The organism is Desulfovibrio aminophilus DSM 12254, from assembly GCF_000422565.1.
GTDB classification, from domain to species: domain Bacteria; phylum Desulfobacterota; class Desulfovibrionia; order Desulfovibrionales; family Desulfovibrionaceae; genus Aminidesulfovibrio; species Aminidesulfovibrio aminophilus.
Map to the genome: position 1 here is coordinate 212,477 of NZ_AUMA01000009.1, position 19,686 is coordinate 232,162.

Here is a 19,686-nt window from a genome sequence, read left to right on the forward strand (position 1 = left end):
TGTCTCCTCAGCGGCCGTTTCCGGCGCCCAGGTACTTGCTGCAGTCGATCTTCATGACCTTGGGATCCAGCTTGGGCATGGAGAGCATCTCTCCCGCTCCCTCCTCGGCCCGGCGTTCCAGGAAGCGCCGCAGGTACGGATCCTGGGTGGCCTCCAGTTCGGCCTGGGTGCCGTCGAAGAGCACCTTGCCCCGGCCGAGCACGACCACGTGATCCGCGATGCGCCGCATGCTGGCCAGGTCGTGGCTGACCACCACCAGGGTCATGTCGAAACGGCGCTTGAGCTCCAGAAGCAGGTCGTCCAGGGCCGCGGAGTTCACCGGGTCCAGGCCCGAGGTGGGCTCGTCGCAGAAGAGGATCTCCGGGTCCATGACCATGGCCCGGGCCAGGCCCGCGCGCTTGCGCATGCCGCCCGAAAGCTGGTTGGGGAAAAGATGCAGGGAGTCGGCCAGGCCCACCAGGGCGAGCTTGGCCCGCACGACCTCGGCGATCTGCGGCTCCTTGAGCCGGGTGTGCTCGCGCAGGGGCAGGGCCACGTTGTCGAAGAGGTTCAGCGAACCGAGCAGCGCGCCGTCCTGGAAAAGCAGGCCCAGGCGCTGCTTGAGGCAGCGCAGGGCGTTGCGCGACAGCTTGAAGATGTCGTGGCCGCCGATGGTCACCCGGCCGGTGATGGGCCGGTGCAGGCGCAGGATGTGCTTGAGCAGGGTGGATTTTCCCGAGCCCGAGCCGCCCAGGATGACCGTTATCCTGCCGCCGGGCAGGGTCACGTTCACGTCCGAGACCACCACGTGCTCGCCGTAGCCCACGCTCAGGTCCTCCAGGCGGATGTCGTATCGGCTTCGTTCCATGATCCGGGCCTAGTAGAGAATGGAGGTGAGCACGTAGTCGGCCACCAGAATGAGCACGCAGGACATGACCACGGCCGTGGTGGTGGCCTGGCTCACGCCCTCGGGCCCCTTGTCCTCGCGCAGATGGGTGAAGTAGCCCTGGTAGCAGCAGACCGTGCAGACGATGACCGCGAAGACCATCGCCTTGATGTAGCCGCCGGAGACGTCCTCCCAGTCCAGGGAGGAATCCACGCGGTAGAGGTAGGCTCCGGCGTTGCCGCCCATGAGCATGACGCCCGTGAGGTAGCCGCCGAGCATGCCGATGAGGTCGAAGAGCGTGGTCAGGATCGGGAAGCTGATGAGGCAGGCGGCGAGCTTGGGGCTCACCAGGTAGCTCATGGGGTTGATGTCCATGATCTCCAGCGCGTCGATCTGCTCGCTGATGCGCATGACGCCGATCTCGGCGGTCATGGACGAGCCCGCCCGGCCGGTGACCATGAAGGCCGTGAGCACCGGGGCCAGCTCGCGCACCAGGGAGAGGGCCACGGCCGCGCCCAAAAATCCCTCGGAACCGAACTTGGACAGGGCGTAGTAGGTCTGCAGGCCGATGACCATGCCGGTGAACAGGCCGATGAGGGCGATGACGCTGATGGACTTCACGCCGATGAAGAAGACCTGGCGCACGGTCTTGGGAATCTGGCCGAAGGACGAGAACATGAGGCGCAGGGAGTCGGCCAGGAAGAGGAACATGGCCCCCATCTCCCCCAGGAAGCGGAGACTGGCCCCTCCCAGGGCGGCGACGGGCGCGAGAACGCCTTTCTGTTCCTGACCCATGACGAACGATCCTTTGCGCGCGGTTCCGGGAAGCGGCCACGCGCCCCCCATCAATGATCTCAATTGCCTTAACGAATCTCGGGGCCGAGGGCAAGCCGTGAAATCCGGCAAGAGGTCCAGAAATGACCCTTCCGTCGGCCGCGGTCCGGGCCTCACGCCCCGTTCGCGTCCACGTTCCGGGCGTAGCGAGGATGCAGGGAACGGGCCTCCAGTGGCTCGGCCTCGCCCTCGCTGAGCACCTCGGCCCCGCCGCGCCAGGCCTCGTAGTCCGAGCCCCAGTCGCGCATGGCGCAAAGGATCGGGAACAGGCCCAGGCCCTGGGCGGTGAGGGAATACTCCACCTTGGGCGGCACCTGGCGGTAGACCTCGCGATGGATGAGCCCGTCGGCCTCCAGCTCGCGCAGCTGGCGCGTGAGCATGCGGTCCGTGACCTCGGGCATGTCGCGTTTCAGTTCGCCGAAGCGCAGCACCCCGGCATGGCCCAGGTGGTAGAGCACGATGGGCTTCCACTTGCCGCCCATGACCGCCAGGGCCAGCTCGAAGAAACAGCGGTAGGTCTTGCCGTGCAGCTGCTTCACGGCGCAGGCTCGGGTCATGGCGGGCTCCTCACTATACCGGATGATAGTACCTGACAAAAAAGACAGTACTTGCGAAAAACGCACGCGCTGGGTATCCGATAGCCGTCCTCTGATCGCGAGTCAACGACAACCATTTTGGAGGTTCCGCATGAAAGTCGTCGCCATCAACGGCAGCCCCCGCAAGGACGGCAACACCCGCCTGCTCCTGGAAACCGCGCTGGAGCCCCTGGCCCAGGCCGGTTGGGAAACCGAAATCGTGCAGTTGGGCGGCAGGACCATCCAGGGCTGCCGCGCCTGCTTCAAGTGCTGGGAGAAGAAGGACAAGCGCTGCGTCTTCGGCGGCAAGGACGTCTTCAACGAGGTCTTCGAGAAGGCCTTGTCGGCCGATGCCCTGATCCTGGGTTCGCCCACCTACTTCGCGGACGTCTCGGCCGAGATGAAGGCCTTCATCGACCGCGCGGGCTTCGTGTCCATGGCCAACGGCTGCCTGCTGGCGGGCAAAATCGGCGCGGCAGTGGTGGCCGTGCGCCGGGGCGGGGCCACGCACGTCTTCGACACCATGAACCATCTGTTCTTCATCTCCCAGATGGTCGTGCCGGGCTCCACCTATTGGAACATGGGCTACGGCCTGGAGCCGGGGAAGGTGGCCGGGGACGAGGAGGCTCTGCGCAACATGCGCCACCTGGGCCGGGCCGTTGACTGGCTCGGCTCGGCCATGAGGAACAGCGCCGCGCCATACCCCGTATTCGCCGGGGGCGAAGGCTGACCGGTCGGAGCAACACGGGAAAACACGAAAAAAACATACGCCCACGCGTAGCTTCACCTACGCGTGGGCGCGAATTTTTTCGGCAGCACGGCCGACGCGAAATCCTCTACGACCAGCTAGCCTTTTATTTTGCGTCCGCCGTTCTTGTTCGCCCACCAGGAGGGGTCCGGGCCCAGGTACCACCAGTCCGTGTGGTCGGTCTCGCGGATGACGCGGGCCAGCTCCCGGCCCTCCTCGGTGCGCAGGCGCTGCACGGCCGAGTCCATCCACTTGTCGGCGTATGTGTTGCCCAGGTCGGACTGCTCCTTGAGGTTCAGGATCAGGTCGATCTGGTCCGCGTCCTGGGCCAGCCGGGCCTCGGGCGTCTCGGTGGCCTCCAGCTCGGCCCAGAGCGCGAGGAGCTCCTCGGTGAAGCCCGTGCCCGCAGTGGCGTCCTTGAGGGCCGCGCTGCGCTCGGAGGTGTTGTACATCCGATTGACGTAGTTGAAATCCCCGATGCGGGCCTCGTGCAGATCGTGGAACAGCCCGAGGAGCGCGGCCCGGCCCGGGTCGGCCCCGGCCATGCGCGCCAGCACGTAGCAGATCACGGCCGTGCGGAAGGAGTGCTCGGCCACGTTCTCCTTGCCCGTGCCCAGGAACTGGTAGCCCGTGCGCGGGGTCTTGCGCAGCATCCCGGCCTCGAAGAGAAAATCCGCGATGCGCTTGAGCCGGTCGCGGCCCTGTTCTCCGCTCATGGCCTCAGGTCCTGTAGTCCGCGTTGATGGCCACGTATTCCTTGGTCAGGTCCGAGGCCAGCAGGGAGTATTCGCCGGGGCCCGCGCCCAGGGACACGCGGATGTCGATGTCCTGCCTGCGCATGAGCGGGACCAGCACGCCGTCCAGGTCGCCCTGGGCCGGGCGGCCCTTGGCGAAGATCACGATGCCCCCCAGGGAAAGCACCACGTCCTCGGGGTCGAACTCGGCCCCGGAACGGCCCACCGCGGCCACGATGCGGCCCCAGTTGGGATCCTGGCCGAAGAGCGCGGTCTTGACCAGGGGCGAGGTGCCCACGGCCCGGGCCGCGCGCTCGGCGTCGGCGGCGTCGGCCGCGCCGGTGACGGTGATCCGGGCCACCTTGGTGCCGCCCTCGGCGTCCTGCACGATCATGTAGGCCAGCCCCTGGAGCACCTCCAGCAGGGCGGCCTCCAGGGCGGCGTTGGGCTCCCGGCCGGAGATCCGCGCGCCCGAGGCGCCGTTGGCCAGGGCCAGAATGCAGTCGTTGGTGCTCGTGTCGCCGTCCACGGTGACGCGGTTGAAGGAGCGGTCGGCGCAGGAGCGCAGCATCTCGCGCCAGGAGTCCGGCTCCACGTCCGCGTCGCAGAGCACGAAGCCGAGCATGGTGGCCATGTTCGGGCTGATCATGCCCGCGCCCTTGGCCATGCCGAGCAGGCGCACCTCCTTGCCGCCCACGCGCACGGAACTCCAGGCGGCCTTGGGAAACTTGTCCGTGGTCATCACGGCCCGGGCGAAGCTCATGGCCTCGACCTGACCCAGGCTCTTCTTGAGCGCGGGCATGGCCTCCTTCCACTTGTCCATCCTGAGCTGCGCGCCGATGACGCCGGTGGACGCGGGCAGAACCTCGCCGGGCTCGATCTTGAGCGCCTTGGCCACCATCTCCTGGGTCAGGCGGCAGTTCCGCAGGCCCTCCTCGCCGGTGCAGGCGTTGGCCTGGCCGGAGTTGGCCAGCAGGGCGCGGGCCGTGCGCGAGGCGTTCAGGCGGTCCTTGCAGACCAGCACGGGCGCGGCCTGGAACTTGTTCGTGGTGAAGACCCCGGCGGCCTGCGCCGGGCGGGCGCTCAGGATCACGCCCAGGTCGAGCCGGTCGGGCCGCTTGAAGCCCGCGGCCGCCGCGCCGAAAAGAAATTCCCTGGGAACCGGAATCATGCTCTCCTCCTGGAGGCCGAAGCCACGTCAGACCCCCTTCCATACTCCACGGCCTCCCGCTTTTCAAAACCTTTTTCCCCGGCGTCATCGAGCGGCGCGCCCTCTTCCCAAGCCCGGACGGAATGCGTATTCTTCCTCTTCGGAGGACGACCCCCATGTCGCAACACACCCCGCGCCTCACCCGGCGCGACTTCCTGAAGACCGGCGCCCTGGCCGCCGGAACCGTGGCGGGCTCCGGCCTGCTGGCCCCGCTCTCGGCCTTGGCCGCCGCCCCGGACGTGGCCCGGGCCAAGGGCGACCCCGCCGCAGCCACCCGCAAGGCCGTGGAGGCCCTGGGCGGCATGGCCGCCTTCGTCAAGCCCGGCCAACGCGTGGTCATCAAGCCGAACATGAGCTTCGCCGCCGGGCCGGATTCCGCCTGCAACACCCACCCGGCGGTCATCGCGGAGCTCATGCGCCTGTGCAAGGAGGCCGGCGCCGCGCGTGTGCTCGTCCTGGACAACACCCTGGCCGACCCCGAGGGCTGCCTGAACCTCTCCGGCATCCGCGCGGCCTGCCAGGGCATCGAGAAGGACTCCGTGCACAACCTCAAGGAGGAGCGGTTCTTCGCCAAGGCCGCCATCCCCGGGGCCAAGGTCCTGGCCGAAACCCTGGTCATGCAGGACGTGCTGGAGGCCGACGTGCTCATCGCCGCGCCCAAGGCCAAGTCCCACGGGGCCACCGGCGTGACCCTGGCGCTCAAAGGCATGATGGGCCTCATCTTCGAGCGCGAGAGCTTCCACCGCATCGGCCTGGACCAGGCCATCGTGGACCTGGCCTCGCTGCTCAAGCCCAAGACCCGGCTGGCGGTCATCGACGCCACCACGGTGATGACCTCCGGCGGGCCCTACGGTCCCGGCCCGGTGGTCAAGCTGGACACGGTGCTGGCCTCCGCCGACATGGTCGCGGCCGACGCCCTGGCCGTGACCCTGACCCCCTGGTACGGGCAGAAGATCGCCCCCTCCCAGGTCCGGCACATCCGCTACGCCGCCGAGCGCGGCCTCGGACGCATGGACGTGGACAAGCTGAACGTGGCCGACGTGACCGCGTAGACGGACAGCGGGGGCTCCGCCCCCGGGCCCTGGACCCGCGACGGGCGTGCGCCCGGCCGGGCTCGCGCGGGGAAAAACGGAACAGGCATGAAACGGCCGCGCCTTCAGCGAATCCTCCAGACCATGAGCCTGGGAACCTTTCTGGGGTTCCTGGGATTTCTGTCGTTCCGCGCGGCCCAGGGCATCGCCCCGGACGTCTTTCTCTGGCTCGATCCCCTGGGCGCCGCGGGGGCCATGCTGGCCGCGCGGGCGATCATCCCGGCCTTGCTGGCGGGTTTGGCGGTCGTCGCCACGGGCCTGTTCGTGGGCCGGTTCTTCTGCGGCCACGTCTGCCCCATGGGCGCGACCCTGGACCTGGCCCAGGGAGCGCTCCATATCAAGAGGAAGAAAGGGGCCGAGCCCGGGCCCGGCGCGCGGCGGATCAAGTACGGCCTGCTGGCCGCCTGCCTGGGCTCCTCCGCGCTGGGCGTGTCGCTGCTCTACTGGCTCGCGCCCATGCCCCTGGTCACGCGATTCTGGGGCCTCGTGGTCCTGCCCGTGGTCCGGCTGGGCCTGGACGCCGGCCTGGGAGCCCTGCGGCCCCTGGCGCGGGCCATGGACTGGCGGGCCCTGAGCTTCGCCGTGGTCCCGGTGCCGCGCTTCGCGACCATGCTCTTTGTGGCCCTGCTCTTCGCGGGCCTGTTCGCCCTGGCCCGGTCGGCCCCGCGCTTCTGGTGCCGTTATCTCTGTCCCGCCGGGGCACTGCTGGCCCTGTTCTCCGGCCGTCCGGCCTGGCGGCGCTCCGTCTCCGAAAACTGCACGGGCTGCGGGGCCTGCATCCGGGCCTGCCCCATGGGGGCCATCCCGGAGGAGCCCGGCCGGACCCGCTTCCGCGAGTGCATCGCCTGCCTGCGCTGCGTGCGGGTCTGCCCCGAGGCTGCGATCCATTTCCGACTCTTCCCGCAGTCGGCCGGAGCCGAGTCCTTCATGCCCGAACGCCGCCTGTTCCTGGCCTCCGGCCTGTCCGGCGCGGGCATGGCGGCCCTGGCCCTCACCGGCCTGGACTCCCCGGCCCTCAAGGAGGGCGTCACCGGAACCATCGTGGACCCCGGCCGAGTGCGGCCGCCAGGAGCCTTGCCCGAAGGGGACTTCCTGGCCCGCTGCCTGCGCTGCGGCGAATGCATGGCCGCCTGTCCCACGAACACGCTCCAGCCCGCCTGGCTCCAGGCCGGGGTCTGGGGCATGTTCAGCCCCGTGGCCGAGGCCCGGCGCGGAGCCTGCGACCCGGACTGCGCCGAGTGCGGCCGGGTCTGCCCCACGGGCGCGGTGCGGCCGCTGCCGCTTTCCGAAAAGATGTGGGCCAAGATGGGCACGGCCCATGTCCTGCGCCAGAAATGCCTGGCCTGGGAATGGGGCAAGCCCTGCCTGGTGTGCAAGGAGGTCTGCCCCTACGGGGCCATCGAGATGCGCCGGGTGGAGTCCTCGCCCGTGACCGCGCCCTTCGTGCTCGGCAGCCGCTGCACGGGCTGCGGGGCCTGCGAGAGCCGCTGCCCGGTGCAGGCCGAGGCCGCCATCCAAGTGGAGCCCATGGGCTCCCTGCGCCTGGCCGAAGGCTCCTTCGAGCGGGCCGGCCAGGGCATGGGCCTGGACATCCGGCGCGCCGTGCAGACGATCCGGCCTCCCCACGGCCCGGCCGAAGGCTCCCCGATCTTCGATCCAGCGCCCAACGCACCGACGGCTCCAGCCTTCGATCCGGCTCCCCGGACGACCGCTCCCTCGCCCTTCGATCCGGCCCCCGAAACCTCGACCCAGCCCTCGCCCTTCGATCCACCAAGCAAGTAGCCACGCACGATTCCCGGCCTTTTTCCGGTTCGTGAAAAAAATCCTACCAAGTTGGTGGGAACCCGCTTGACGAAAGGTTCACAATTTCATAGTGACCTCGTAGGAAATTAATTCATACCCTCAAAGTATGAATTGACCCGAGAGAGACGGCTTGTTTTTCTTCTCACTGCATTCGTTCCAGCGGGCCGGACGGGAGACCGGCCGCACCGGACGCACCGGTCGGGAGGCACCGGCGAGCGCCGCGCCCCGGGCGTCCGGAGGAGTCTGAAGGCTCTCTGTCCATGAAATCAAAGAGGTGCGAGGACTGGATGTTATGAAGGCAAGACCACTGCTGAGATGGGCTGGAATCCTGTGCGTGTTCGCCGCCGTGTCGGTGTACTGCATCGAGGCCCGGGGCTCCGGCGAACCCAAGGCTCCGGCCGCCGAACAGGCGGACATCATCCTGATCGACGACATGTCCGCCTATGGCAAGCTCGAATTGCCGCCCGTGGCGTTCGCCCACGACAAGCACACCGACGCCCTGAAGAAGGCGGGCAAGGACTGCACGGCCTGCCACAAGCAGGAGAACGGCAAGCTCGTCCTCAAATTCATGCGCGTGGCCGACGGCGACGCCCAGGCCATGAAGACGGTCTACCACGACAACTGCATCGGTTGTCACGCCCAGACCGCCGCCAAGGGCCAGAAGACCGGGCCCCAGGACGGCCAGTGCCGGTCCTGCCACAATCCCAAGGCCGCGGCCGGGAAGCAGCTGGACATGGGCTTCACCAACGTCCTGCACTTCCGTCACGCCGAGTCCAAGGACATCGCCTCGCCCACCGGCGACAAGGACAACTGCGGCCGCTGCCACCACGAGTACGACAAGGCCGCCAAGAAGACCGTCTGGGCCAAGGGCAAGGAAGGCACCTGCCGTTACTGCCACCTGGACAAGCCGGTGAAGGACGCCGCCCTGGGCGTCGAGGTCAAGAGCTTCCGCCAGGCCGCGCACAACGACTGCGTGACCTGCCACCAGACCATGGAGCAGAAGAAGCAGGCCTCCGGTCCGGTGCTCTGCAAGGGCTGCCACGGCGCCGAAGGCCAGAAGGCCATCCGCGCCAACGACAAGAAGGCCCTGGAGAAGGTCGGCGAGCTTCCGCGCATGAAGCGCGGCCAGCCCGACGCCGCCGTCATAGCGGTGAACGTGGACAAGGCCCAGGCCGCCTCCGGCGCGAAGGTCTACGCCATGCGCCCGGTGCCCTTCGACCACAAGGCCCACGAGCAGGCCAACGACACCTGCCGGTCCTGCCACCACAAGTCGCTCGACTCCTGCACCAAGTGCCACACGGTCCAGGGCACCAAGGAGAGCGACTTCGTGACCTTGGAGACGGCCATGCACGGCATGGCTTCGAGCCGTTCCTGCCTGGGCTGCCACCAGACCAAGCAGGCCGACCCCAAGTGCGCGGGCTGCCACACCTCCGCCGACAAGACCCGGAAGGCCTCCACCGAAAGCTGCCGCAAGTGCCACGCCGAGCCCGTGCAGGGCCTGCCCGCCCTCGACCCGGCGGCCTTGTCGGGCATGAAGATCGCCGACGAGAAGCCGCTGGCCGAGCCGTATCTGACCGGCCGCAAGATGGAGGCCCAGATCTACGCCCTGGACGACATCCCGGACAAGGTCACGATCAAGGTTCTGGCCGACGAGTACGAGCCGAGCGAACTGCCGCACCGCAAGATCGTCATGACGCTGCTCAAGAACATGAAGGACGACAAGCTGGCGGGCTACTTCCACAGCGACATGGGCGCGGTCTGCCAGGGCTGCCACCACAACAGCCCGGCCTCCAAGACTCCGCCCAGTTGCGCCAGCTGCCACGCCAAGCCGTTCTCCCCGAACGAGCCCGGCCGTCCCGGTCTGAAGGCCGCCTACCACGATCAGTGCATGGGCTGCCACAAGGCCATGAAGCTGGAAAAGCCCGTGGCCACCGACTGCACCAACGGTTGCCACAAGCCCCGGAAAAAGTAGCGTGAACGCTCGAGAATATTGAGGAGTCCGTCATGAGACGCAGAAAGTTCCTGGCCCTGATGGGGGCGGCCGGGGTGGGCCTGGCCCTCGGCAAGACCCCGGCCCACGCCGCTTCCAACGCGCACTTCGAAGGCTATCCCGACGCCAAGGCCGTCCTCTTCGACGCCACCCGCTGCATCGGTTGCCGCAAGTGCGAGGAGGCCTGCAACAAGGTCAACAAGCTCCCGGCCCCGGCCAAGCCCTTCACCGACCTGACCGTGCTCGGCACCGAGCGCCGCACCTCGGCCAAGGCCCACACCGTGGTCAACAAGTACATGCCCGCCGGAGCCAAGGGCCCGGTGTTCCGCAAGATCCAGTGCAACCACTGCCAGGAGCCGGCCTGCGCCTCGGCCTGCTTCGTGCGCGCCTTCAAGAAGAACCCCGACGGCTCGGTGACCTACGACGCCTCGGTCTGCGTGGGCTGCCGCTACTGCATCATGGCCTGCCCGTTCAACGTGCCGACCTACGAGTACGACGAGCCGCTGACCCCCCGGGTCATGAAGTGCACCATGTGCCACCCGCAGATCACGGCCGGCGAGCTGAACATGCCCGGCTGCGTCGGAGCCTGCCCCAAGGAGGCCCTGGCCTACGGCAAGCGCTCCGACCTTCTGAAGATCGCCCACGCGCGCATCGCGACCTTCCCGGACCGCTACGTGGACCACGTCTACGGCGAGCGCGAGATGGGCGGCACCAACTGGCTCTACCTCTCGGGCGTGCCGTTCAAGGAACTCGGCATGCGCGAGGATCTGGGCGTGACCAGCGCCCCCGAGATGACCTCCGGCGCGCTGACCGTGGTGCCCATGGTGGCCGCCCTCTGGCCCGCCCTGCTCGGCGGCATCTGGGCCATCTCCAAGAGCAACGAGAAGACGGCCGACAAGGAGCGCATGGAGGCCGTGAAGGCCGCCATCGACGGCAACCAGGCCGCCAACGACGCCAAGCTCGCCAAGTTCAAGGAGCAGGCCGAGAAGGACAAGGCCGACAGCATCGAGCGCGAGGTCAAGAAGGCGCTCGAGGAAGCGGCCGCCGCCGCCAAAGAGGAGGAGGGCGCCTAGATGACCGCCGAAACCAAGAAATCCCTGTTCACCCCGTTCAACATCTTCGCGGGGATCGTGGTGATCATCGGCCTGGTGCTCACGGTGCTGCGTTTCACCAAGGGCATCGGCTCGGTCACCAACCTGGACGACAACAACCCGTGGGGCATCTGGATCGGCTTCGACCTGCTCTGCGGAGTGGCCCTGGCCGCCGGAGGCTTCACCACCTCGGCCGCGGCCTACCTCTTCGGCATCAAGAAATACAACTCGGCGGTGCGCCCGGCGATCCTCACGGCCTTCCTGGGCTACGCCCTGGTGGTCTTCGCCCTGCACTACGACGTGGGCCGGCCCTGGCGGCTGGTCTACCCCATCTTCTACCAGCCGGGCACGACCTCCCTGCTCTATGAAGTGGGCCTGTGCGTGTTCCTCTACCTGAGCGTCCTGGCCATCGAGTACTCGGTGGCGGCGCTGGAGTGGCTGGGGCTCAAGAAGCTGCGCGGCCTGGTCCACAAGCTGACGCTGGTCCTGACCATCTTCGGCGTGGTCCTCTCCACCCTGCACCAGTCCTCGCTGGGCGCGCTCTACCTCATCGCGCCCTCCAAGCTGCACCCGCTCTGGTACTCGGCCTACCTGCCGATCCAGTTCTTCGTCTCGGCCATCGCCGTGGGCCTGTCCATGGTCATCTTCGAGGGCACGCTCTCGCACAAGGCCTTCCACGACAAGATGGACGCCACCTACCTGGCCCAGCACGACGGCGTGGTCCTGGGCTTCGCCCGGGCCGCCTCCGTGGTCCTGGCCGCCTACCTGGGCATCAAGCTCATCGCCTTGGGCGCGGACAACAACTGGAAGTACCTGCTCACGGGCTGGGGCGCCTGGTACCTCTTCGAGATCCTGGGCTTCGTGGCCCTGCCCAGCCTGCTCTACGCCATCGGTTCGCGCGAGCGGAACCTGCCGCTCATCAAGTGGACGGCGGGGCTCACGGTGCTCGGCATCGTGCTGAACCGCTTCAACGTCTCCCTGGTGGCCTTCAACTGGCAGCTGCCCTCGGCCCAGCGCTACTTCCCGAGCTGGGGCGAAATCGGCGTGTCGCTGTTCGTGGTGGTGGTCGGCATCCTGGCCTTCCGCTTCATCGTCACCCGGATGCCCATCTTCTACGAGCATCCCGACTTCAAGGACGCCCACTAAAGGAGATCTGACATGGAGTTCTTCACCTATCACGACTTCATGCTGAACGCCAAAAACGCGGTCTACATCCTCATGGGTGTCATCGTGCTCGGTTTCGTCGGCCTCTGGAGCTTCATCCTGGCCCGTGACACGGACCACGAGAAGAGCGGCCACGACGGGCACCATTAAGGAGAACGAAGATGTACGAGTTCATCACCGGTCCCCTGCTCTGGGTCGTGTTCGCCGTGTTCCTGGGCGGCCTGGCCTATCGCGTCGTCTGGTACGTCAAGGGCCTGAGCCAGCCCCTCGACCGCGTGGCCTACTCCTCCTTCCCCGCCGACGGAGCCAAGGGCGCGGCCCGCTCGATCCTCTTCTGGCTGCTGCCCTTCGGCACCCACAGCTGGCGCACCAAGCCGGGCTTCACTGCGGCCTTCTTCGGCTTCCACATCGGCGCGGTGCTCGTGCCGCTGTTCCTGGCCGGGCACGCCGTGCTGCTCAAGCAGCGCTTCGGCCTCTCCTGGCCCTCCCTGCCCCAGGGACTGGCCGACGTGCTCACCGCCCTGGCCCTGGTCTCCATCGTGGGCATCGCCCTGCGCCGCATCAGCCTCCCCGAGGTGCGCATCGTGACCACCTGGTACGACTGGCTGCTCCTGGCCATCGCCGCCGCGCCCCTCTTCTCGGGCTTCATCGCGGTCATGCACTGGGGCGATTACCAGTTCTGGCTCCTGGCCCACATCCTGACGGCCGAGCTGCTGCTGGTGGCCATCCCCTTCACCAAGCTCTATCACGTTGTCGGCTTCTTCCTGAGCCGGGCCCAGATCGGCATGGACTACGGGATCAAGCGCGGCGGCCGCAAGGGCCGGAACATGCCCTGGTAACATCGATCCGGTGCGATCGAAGGAGAACGGAAATGCCCGAAGGCAGACTCTGCAACAAGCAGCCCGTGACCACCAAGGAACAGCTGGACGCGCTGCTGGCCGACACCCGAGGCCGCGTCTACTACGAGGAGATGAACCACCTCGAGGTGGACAAGGAAAAGCTGCGCACCAGCCTCAAGAACACCCTCAAGTCGCGCACCCGCACCTGGCTCGACATGTGCGCCCACTGCGGCCTGTGCGCCGACTCCTGTTTCCTCTATACGGTGAACAACCGCGACCCCAAGCAGGTCCCGGCCTACAAGATCCAGTCCACTCTGGGCGAGATCGTCCGCCGCGACGGCGACGTGGACAACGCGTTCATGCAGATGGCCATGGAGACCTCCTGGGCCAAGTGCACCTGCTGCAACCGCTGCGGCATGTACTGCCCCTACGGCATCGACATGGGCGTCATGTTCAGCTACCTGCGCGGCCTGCTCTTCTCCCAGGGCTTCGTGCCGTGGGAGCTGAAGATCGGCTCCGGCATGCACCGCATCTTCCACGCCCAGATGGACGTGACCAGCGAGGACTGGGTGGAGACCTGCGAGTGGATGGCCGACGAGAACTCGGAGGAATGGCCGGGCCTCGAGATCCCCGTGGACAAGGAAGGCGCGGACATCATGTACACCTGCAACGCCCGCGAGCCCAAGCACTACCCCGAGGATCTGGCCGAGGCCGCGATTCTCTTCCACCTGGCGGGCGAGAACTGGACAGTGCCCTCCGAGGGCTGGGAACAGACCTCCCTGACCATGTTCGCGGGCGACTGGGAAGGCTGCAAGCAGCAGGTGCAGAACGTCTACTCGGCCATCGAGCGGCTCAAGCCCAAGCGCGTCATCGGCACGGAATGCGGCCACGCCCACCGCGCCACGGTCATCGAAGGCCCCTACTGGGCCGGACGCCCCGACGGGCTGCCGCCCGCGCCCTACATCCACTATGTGGAGTGGGTGGCCGAGGCCCTGCGCACCGGCAAGATCAAGATCGACCCGACCAAGCGCATCAAGGAGCCCGTCACCCTGCAGGACTCCTGCAACTACGTGCGCAACCACGGCCTCGCGCTTGTCACCCGCGAAATCATGAGCTATCTGGTGGAACCGGGTTACTTCATCGAAATGACGCCGAACAAGGAGCACAACTACTGCTGCGGCGGTGGCGGCGGCTTCAACGGCGTCGGCAAGTTCCGGCCGCAGCGCAACGTCGCGCTGCGCAAGAAACGCGACCAGATCCTGGCCACCGGGGCCAAGCTGGTCATCGCCCCCTGTCACAACTGCTGGGACGCCATCCGCGACCTGGAGGAAGAGTACAAGATCGGCATCCGCTGGTCCTTCCTCAAGCCGCTCCTGATCAAGATGGCCATCATCCCGGACCACCTGAAGCCCAAGGAAGATGAGTAGCAGGGACACACACCCCAGGAACGATCCTTCCGACGCCGCCCCCGAAACCGGGGGCGGCGCTCCGGAGGGTGTCTCCCGGGCCGCCGGACGACGTCGAAAGAAAATCCTGATCATCGACGACGACCCGAACATCGTGCTCTTTTTCAAGGCCCTTTTCGAAGATGAAGGCTACGCCACCTGCGTGGCCCGCGACGGCGAGGAGGCCATGCGGGTCTTCCGCGCGGAGAAACCCGACCTGATCACCCTGGACATCGCCATGCCCAAGGGCTGGGGGCCGCGCTTCCACCACCGCCTGGTCCAGGACGGGGTCAAGAACATCCCGCCGGTCATCGTGGTCAGCGGCATGCCCGCCGGTCGCCACGCCGTGCCCGGGGCCAAAGCCTTCCTCACCAAACCCGTGAAACCGGGAGAACTCCTGAGCCATGTCCGCGCCATCCTCGGATGAAATCTGCGCCATGCGCATCACCACCAAAAGCCGCTACGGCACCCGCATGATCCTGGACATCGCCCTGCACGGCGAGGAGGGTCCGGTGCCCATATCGGACATCGCCAAACGCCAGGGCATTTCGGAAAAATACCTGGAAAAGCTCATCAACGAGCTGAAGAAGAGCGGCTTCATCAAGAGCCGACGAGGGGTCGGCGGGGGCCACGCCCTGGCCCGTCCCGCATCGGAGATCACCGTGGGCGACATCGTGCGCGCCCTGGAGAAGACCGAGTGCCTGGCCCCGTGCAGCGAGTGCGGCGAGTGCAACCGCGCCGGACAGTGCATGACCCGGGGCATCTGGATCGAGGCCGCCCAGGCCATGATGGGCACCCTGGATTCCATGACCATCGAGAGCCTGCTCTCCGACTGCCCCTGCCGCTGAAGCCCTGGCGGCAACCTTCAGGCCGGTTCGGCGCGCGCCGACCGGCCGCCTTTTTTCCTCCCCTTCCCCTTCCATCATCGACAAAACCGTTCGATCCAGCCCGGAACCATAGCCTTTTCGTATTTGCCAGGCGCGGGAAAATACTATTGATGGAGGAATACTACCTGGCTCGGCCGGAAAACGGCCGCATTTCGAACCACGGAAAAGGGGAGGGGCGGTGAAGAACTCACTGGCCACGAGATGGGGCATCATCGGCGTGGGATTGGCCATCGGCGTACTGGCGCCTCTGCTCCAGTTCTGGGGCAATCCGGGCAACATGGGCGTGTGCGTGGCCTGCTTCGAGCGGGACATCGCCGGGGCCGTGGGACTGCACCGGGCCGACGTGGTCCAGTACATGCGGCCGGAGATCATCGGCTTCGTCCTGGGATCGCTGCTGGCCGCGCTGGCGGCCAAGGACTTCCGGCCCCGCGCCGGGTCCGCGCCCATTGTGCGCTTCCTTCTGGGCGCCTTCGCCATGATCGGCGCGCTCATCTTCCTGGGCTGCCCCTGGCGCGCCCTGCTCCGCCTGGCCGGCGGCGACCTGAACGCCGTGCTCGGCCTGGCCGGGCTCATCGGCGGCATCTGGATCGGCACCCTCTTCCTGCGCGGCGGCTTCACCCTGGGACGCAGCCAGCAGGCCCCGGCCGCCGTGGGGCTGGTCCTGCCCCTGGTCATGGTCTTTTTCCTGGCGCTCCTGTTCATATTCCCGGCCCAGGAGGGCCAGCCGGTGAGCGGCGTGCTCTTCTACAGCCTCAAGGGCCCCGGCGCGCAGCACGCGCCCCTGGTCCTGGCGCTGGGCGCCGGTCTGATCATCGGCGGTCTGGCCCAGCGCAGCCGCTTCTGCACCATGGGCGCGTTCCGCGACCTGCTCCTGTTCCGCCAGACCCACCTGCTCGGCGGCGTGCTGGCCCTGCTGGTCGCGGCCCTGGTGGTCAACCTGGCCCTGGGGCAGTTCCGTCTGGGCTTCGAGGGACAGCCCGTGGCCCACGCCCTGCACTTCTGGAACTTCGCGGGCATGGTCCTGGCCGGTCTGGCCTTCGCCCTGGCCGGAGGCTGCCCCGGACGCCAGTTGTTCATGGCCGGCGAGGGCGACGGCGACGCGGCCGTGTTCGTCCTGGGCATGATCGTGGGCGCGGCCTTCGCGCATAACTTCGGGCTGGCCAGCTCGCCCAAGGGCCTCGGCCCCCACGGCCTGGAGGCCTGGCTTCTGGGCATGGCCTTCTGCCTGTTCATCGGCTTGGCCATGCGGAAAAAGGCGTAAGGAGCGAAACAATGGCTGAAACAGTCGACGCGCGCGGGCTCTCCTGCCCCCAGCCGGTGCTGGACGCCCTGGCCGCCATGAAACGGCTCGGCTCCGGGACCATTGAAGTCCTGGTGGACACCGAAGCCTCCAAGGAAAACGTATCCCGGGCGGCCGCCGGCTCGGGCTGGCGGGTGGAGAACGTGGCTGAAAACTCAGGCGAATACCGGCTGACCATCAGCAAGTCATGAGCCTTCTGGACCTGCTCCGGCCCAAGGGCCGGAGGAAACAGGCCCCGTCCACGGACCGGGGCATCCTGGTCTTCGCCAACACGAGCGAGGTCATCCGCGCCGAAACCGTGCTCAAGGCCGGGGGCTGGCCCGTGACCGTCATGGGTCCGCCCCCGGAACTCCAGCGCGGCTGCGACCTGGTGGTGGTCTATCCGCTCATAGAGACGGCCCGCATCCTGAGCGTCCTGGAGGAGGCGGGCAACCCGCCCCTGGAGGCCGCGCCCCTGTCCGGTCCGCTGCTCAAGCCCGTGGATCTCTACCAGACCAAGGACTTCGGGCGGCACCTCATGGTCCGGGCCGCGAACATGAAGATCACCGTGGACAAGAAAACCCGGGTCATCGTCAACGTCTCGGGCGGCGGCTGCCCGGACGTGCCCTGGCTGGCCCGCGAGCTGACCGGCAGGCCCCTGGACGAGGCGGCCAGTCCGCGCGACCAGGGCCACACCCTCTGCGCCTACGCCCTGGACCTGGCCCTGAAGGAGATGCGTCGCCTGTGCTCGCGGTGATCGGCACCCTGCCCGAGCCTGGCGCGCCCCTGCTCACCGGCCCGGCGGCCTGGGACGGCGGCCCTCTTTCCGTGGCCGGGACGGCCGTGGACGTGGCCCGAGGCACCCCAGCCCTGCTGGCCGCGGCCTCGGCGACCGCTCTGGCGTTGGGCCGATCGGCCCCGCACGCCGTGCTGGCCGGGGACATCGGCCGGGGCGACGGCAGCCGCGCGGTCTACGCCCATCTCGTGGAAACGCTGCCCGCGAGCCCCTTCTCCGTCCTGGCCTTCCACTACCTCCAGCCGGACGTGGACTGGCACAACAAGGTGCTCTTCACGGTGCAGGCCATGCGGCCCAAGCCCCTGCTCCTGGCCGACGCGGGCTTCATGTACGCGGCCAAGATGAGCGGCCAGGCCCCGGAGTACGACCTGTTCACCCCGGACGCCGGGGAGCTGGCCTTTCTGGCCGACGAAACCGCGCCGCATCCGTTCTACGCCCGGGGCTTCCTGCTCAGCCAGGAAAACCGCGTGCCGGAGCTGATCCGGCGGGCCCACGTTCACGACAACGCGGCCCGCCACCTGCTGGTCAAGGGCGTCACGGATCACGTGGCGCGGGGCGGCGAGATCCTGGGCAGCGTGGACGCGCCTTCCGAATCGGCCCTGGAGGCCATGGGCGGCACGGGCGACACGCTGACCGGCGTCACGGCGGCGCTCATCGAGGCGGGCTGGGACATCCCCCGGGCCTGTCTGGCCGGGGCGCGGGTCAACCGCGTGGCCGGGGCCCTGTTGCGGCCCACTCCCGCCAGCCAGGTGCGGGAACTGATCGCACACATCCCGGAGGCCCTGGAAACCGTGCTGCGCGAGGAAGGCCTGTGATCTCGCCCCAGGACACCATCCTGGACACCGTGTACCGTCACCGGGCCACGGAAGCCGTGTTCCGGGCCCACGGCGATCGCGCCGGGGCCTGCATCCTCTGCGAGGCCCTGTTCGAGCGCATCGAGGATGCGGCCACGCGCTACGGCATCGACCTCGCCGCCCTGCTGAAGGATTTGGAGGCGGCGGCCGCGGGAGATTCCCTTACGAAAGGGGCCTGAAGCCCTTCCCCCGGTCCGCCAACCCGCGCAACGCATTCCTGAAGGTCTCGATCGGCTGCGCGCCCCGGATGGAACCGAATCCCTCCAGGAAGAAGGTCGGCGCGGCCCGGACGCCGAGATCCTTGCCGCGCGCGGTGCTCTCGATCACCGTCCGCGTGTAGGTCTTGTCCGCCAGAACCCGCCGCGCGGCCTCGCGGGACAGCCCCGCCTCGCCCGCCGCCGTCAGCAGCACGTCGATATTCCCGATGTCCCCGCATTCCGTGAAGCAGGCGCGGAACACGGCCGCGTGATATTCATGGTGCAGGCCCTCGGCCCTGGCCAGCTCGCCGAGCTCCAGCGCCGCCCGTGAATTGCACAGCAGGGTCTGCGTTCCGAAACGGACGCCCAGGGCCTTGCCCCTGGCGTCCAGACCGGCGAAGAACTCCCGGGGGTCCAGGTCCGGAAAATGGTCCGTGAGCGGGACGCTCTTCAGGGGCGCGTCCGGATGCACCTCATAGGGTCGCCAGTCGTCCTCGATGGGAAACTCGTTCCGCAATGTGTCGACAATACCTTTGCCGATGTAGCAGAACGGTCAGGTGTAGTCGGAATAGATCGTGATCTTCACGGGAGCCACGGAAACCTCCTCGTCGTCGGCTCAAACGGTACTTGAAACCACGGACTGAAAAATCAGCCGAAGTCCGCGCATCCAGCCCGCCGGGCCGCCGACGGCGCGGCAGGGTCGCGGACGCGGCACTCTCATACGCCGCAGCGCGACGAAACGACATCATATTGAAATAATGTATTTATATTCAGGCAGACAATGGACGCCGCCGCACGACGCGGCGGGCTGGATTGGGAAATGCGGCGGAGAAGCGTGAGGATGAAGCCGGTGACGCAGGGAGACGATGATGCTTTGCGGCTTGCCTGGATTCATTGGTGGAAAGGCTGTCGCTGGCTGATGCCGGGTGCCGAAGAGGCGAAACGATGGGGCTCACCACAACATTTGAGCGGTGATTGCTCCGAGGATGAAGGTTCCGTCACACAGGCCCCCGCCGCATCAGCGCCGCGTCCGCTACCCGGCGGACGTCGCCAAGGCATCACCGCCCCTTGGGATTCTTGTCCTTGCAGGCGCATCCACCTTGGGCCTTTGCGGCCTGTATGCGGTGCAGGATGGTGGACGCCCCATGCTCTTCGACATCGCGGACGATGTCCGCCGCCGTGTAGCCGAAGCAATGGCAGACATATTCTTCCATTTGGTTCATCTCCCAGCGCTTGCTGCGCCGTGTCCAGCCGGGCCGGGGCATCGTGGTGGGTTGGGGCCAC

The 19,686-nt window shown here is 67.6% G+C and carries 23 protein-coding genes; 16 read left to right on the forward strand and 7 right to left on the reverse strand.

The annotated features are described in order from the left end of the window. Positions 1-7 precede the first annotated feature (7 nt). The 3 genes from H587_RS0107605 to H587_RS17720 form a co-directional block, all read right to left on the reverse strand. Positions 8-847, reverse strand: a complete 840-nt coding sequence (locus H587_RS0107605; RefSeq protein ID WP_034608789.1) for an ABC transporter ATP-binding protein — start codon at positions 845-847, stop codon at positions 8-10. 9 nt (positions 848-856) lie between these two features. Next, positions 857-1,660 (reverse strand): MlaE family ABC transporter permease, encoded by an 804-nt coding sequence (locus tag H587_RS0107610; RefSeq protein ID WP_027175763.1) that lies wholly within the window; start codon positions 1,658-1,660, stop codon positions 857-859. 152 nt (positions 1,661-1,812) lie between these two features. Then, complete coding sequence (locus tag H587_RS17720; RefSeq protein WP_051202531.1) at positions 1,813-2,256, reverse strand: winged helix-turn-helix transcriptional regulator; 444 nt, start codon at positions 2,254-2,256, stop codon at positions 1,813-1,815. Positions 2,257-2,386: 130 nt separating this feature from the next. Between H587_RS17720 and H587_RS0107620 the strand changes: the two genes are divergently transcribed. After that, positions 2,387-3,004: a flavodoxin family protein gene (locus H587_RS0107620; RefSeq protein ID WP_027175764.1), complete on the forward strand. Its 618-nt coding sequence runs from the start codon at positions 2,387-2,389 to the stop codon at positions 3,002-3,004. Positions 3,005-3,120: 116 nt separating this feature from the next. Here the strand turns inward: H587_RS0107620 and H587_RS0107625 are convergent, their stop codons facing one another. Both H587_RS0107625 and argJ read right to left on the reverse strand, forming a co-directional pair. Continuing rightward, positions 3,121-3,738 (reverse strand): HD domain-containing protein, encoded by a 618-nt coding sequence (locus tag H587_RS0107625; protein ID WP_027175765.1) that lies wholly within the window; start codon positions 3,736-3,738, stop codon positions 3,121-3,123. A gap of 4 nt (positions 3,739-3,742) precedes the next feature. After that, on the reverse strand, positions 3,743-4,927 hold the full coding sequence (gene argJ / locus H587_RS0107630; protein WP_027175766.1) for a bifunctional glutamate N-acetyltransferase/amino-acid acetyltransferase ArgJ: 1,185 nt from the start codon (positions 4,925-4,927) through the stop codon (positions 3,743-3,745). 155 nt (positions 4,928-5,082) lie between these two features. Here argJ and H587_RS0107635 point away from each other — a divergent pair, with 155 nt between their 5' ends. The 15 genes from H587_RS0107635 to H587_RS0107705 all read left to right on the forward strand — a co-directional run bounded on the left by H587_RS0107635 (position 5,083) and on the right by H587_RS0107705 (position 18,384). Next, complete coding sequence (locus H587_RS0107635) at positions 5,083-6,018, forward strand: DUF362 domain-containing protein (RefSeq protein WP_027175767.1); 936 nt, start codon at positions 5,083-5,085, stop codon at positions 6,016-6,018. Positions 6,019-6,105: 87 nt separating this feature from the next. Then, a complete protein-coding gene (locus H587_RS17725) occupies positions 6,106-7,839 on the forward strand; it encodes a 4Fe-4S binding protein (RefSeq protein WP_051202532.1) in 1,734 nt (577 codons plus the stop codon). 313 nt (positions 7,840-8,152) lie between these two features. Continuing rightward, positions 8,153-9,832 (forward strand): sulfate respiration complex hexadecaheme cytochrome HmcA, encoded by a 1,680-nt coding sequence (gene hmcA / locus H587_RS0107645; RefSeq protein WP_034608791.1) that lies wholly within the window; start codon positions 8,153-8,155, stop codon positions 9,830-9,832. A gap of 32 nt (positions 9,833-9,864) precedes the next feature. After that, a complete protein-coding gene (gene hmcB, locus H587_RS0107650; RefSeq protein WP_027175769.1) occupies positions 9,865-10,923 on the forward strand; it encodes a sulfate respiration complex iron-sulfur protein HmcB in 1,059 nt (352 codons plus the stop codon). After that, positions 10,924-12,087, forward strand: coding sequence for a sulfate respiration complex protein HmcC (hmcC, locus tag H587_RS0107655; protein WP_027175770.1), 1,164 nt, complete (start codon positions 10,924-10,926; stop codon positions 12,085-12,087). Positions 12,088-12,099: 12 nt separating this feature from the next. After that, a complete protein-coding gene (hmcD, locus tag H587_RS20825) occupies positions 12,100-12,255 on the forward strand; it encodes a sulfate respiration complex protein HmcD (protein WP_169432758.1) in 156 nt (51 codons plus the stop codon). Positions 12,256-12,266: 11 nt separating this feature from the next. After that, positions 12,267-12,944 (forward strand): sulfate respiration complex protein HmcE, encoded by a 678-nt coding sequence (hmcE, locus tag H587_RS0107665; protein ID WP_027175771.1) that lies wholly within the window; start codon positions 12,267-12,269, stop codon positions 12,942-12,944. Between the two features lie 32 nt (positions 12,945-12,976). After that, on the forward strand, positions 12,977-14,371 hold the full coding sequence (gene hmcF / locus H587_RS0107670) for a sulfate respiration complex iron-sulfur protein HmcF (protein ID WP_027175772.1): 1,395 nt from the start codon (positions 12,977-12,979) through the stop codon (positions 14,369-14,371). Then, the gene (locus tag H587_RS0107675) at positions 14,364-14,816 is read left to right on the forward strand and encodes a response regulator (protein ID WP_084630504.1); all 453 of its coding nucleotides are present in this window, start codon (positions 14,364-14,366) and stop codon (positions 14,814-14,816) included. The genes hmcF and H587_RS0107675 overlap by 8 nt, the downstream gene beginning before the upstream one ends. Continuing rightward, positions 14,794-15,237 carry an RrF2 family transcriptional regulator gene (locus H587_RS0107680; RefSeq protein WP_342662367.1) on the forward strand — a complete coding sequence of 148 codons (444 nt, stop codon included), beginning with the start codon at positions 14,794-14,796 and terminating at the stop codon, positions 15,235-15,237. Before H587_RS0107675 ends, H587_RS0107680 begins: the two co-directional genes overlap by 23 nt. 157 nt (positions 15,238-15,394) lie before the next feature. Continuing rightward, the gene (gene yedE, locus H587_RS0107685) at positions 15,395-16,537 is read left to right on the forward strand and encodes a YedE family putative selenium transporter (RefSeq protein ID WP_281167625.1); all 1,143 of its coding nucleotides are present in this window, start codon (positions 15,395-15,397) and stop codon (positions 16,535-16,537) included. Between the two features lie 11 nt (positions 16,538-16,548). Continuing rightward, the gene (locus H587_RS0107690) at positions 16,549-16,767 is read left to right on the forward strand and encodes a sulfurtransferase TusA family protein (RefSeq protein WP_027175776.1); all 219 of its coding nucleotides are present in this window, start codon (positions 16,549-16,551) and stop codon (positions 16,765-16,767) included. Next, entirely contained in the window at positions 16,764-17,312 is a 549-nt protein-coding gene (locus H587_RS0107695; protein ID WP_027175777.1) for a putative Se/S carrier protein, read from the forward strand. Before H587_RS0107690 ends, H587_RS0107695 begins: the two co-directional genes overlap by 4 nt. Next, positions 17,300-18,166 carry an NAD(P)H-hydrate dehydratase gene (locus H587_RS0107700; protein ID WP_027175778.1) on the forward strand — a complete coding sequence of 289 codons (867 nt, stop codon included), beginning with the start codon at positions 17,300-17,302 and terminating at the stop codon, positions 18,164-18,166. Before H587_RS0107695 ends, H587_RS0107700 begins: the two co-directional genes overlap by 13 nt. After that, positions 18,163-18,384, forward strand: a complete 222-nt coding sequence (locus H587_RS0107705) for a hypothetical protein (RefSeq protein WP_027175779.1) — start codon at positions 18,163-18,165, stop codon at positions 18,382-18,384. The genes H587_RS0107700 and H587_RS0107705 overlap by 4 nt, the downstream gene beginning before the upstream one ends. Here H587_RS0107705 and H587_RS0107710 read toward each other — a convergent pair. Both H587_RS0107710 and H587_RS17730 read right to left on the reverse strand, forming a co-directional pair. Further along, positions 18,368-18,943: a DsbA family oxidoreductase gene (locus tag H587_RS0107710; protein WP_084630506.1), complete on the reverse strand. Its 576-nt coding sequence runs from the start codon at positions 18,941-18,943 to the stop codon at positions 18,368-18,370. The two genes, H587_RS0107705 and H587_RS0107710, sit on opposite strands and share 17 nt — an antisense overlap. 517 nt (positions 18,944-19,460) lie before the next feature. Next, complete coding sequence (locus tag H587_RS17730; RefSeq protein ID WP_034608838.1) at positions 19,461-19,616, reverse strand: (2Fe-2S)-binding protein; 156 nt, start codon at positions 19,614-19,616, stop codon at positions 19,461-19,463. Positions 19,617-19,686 lie beyond the last annotated feature (70 nt).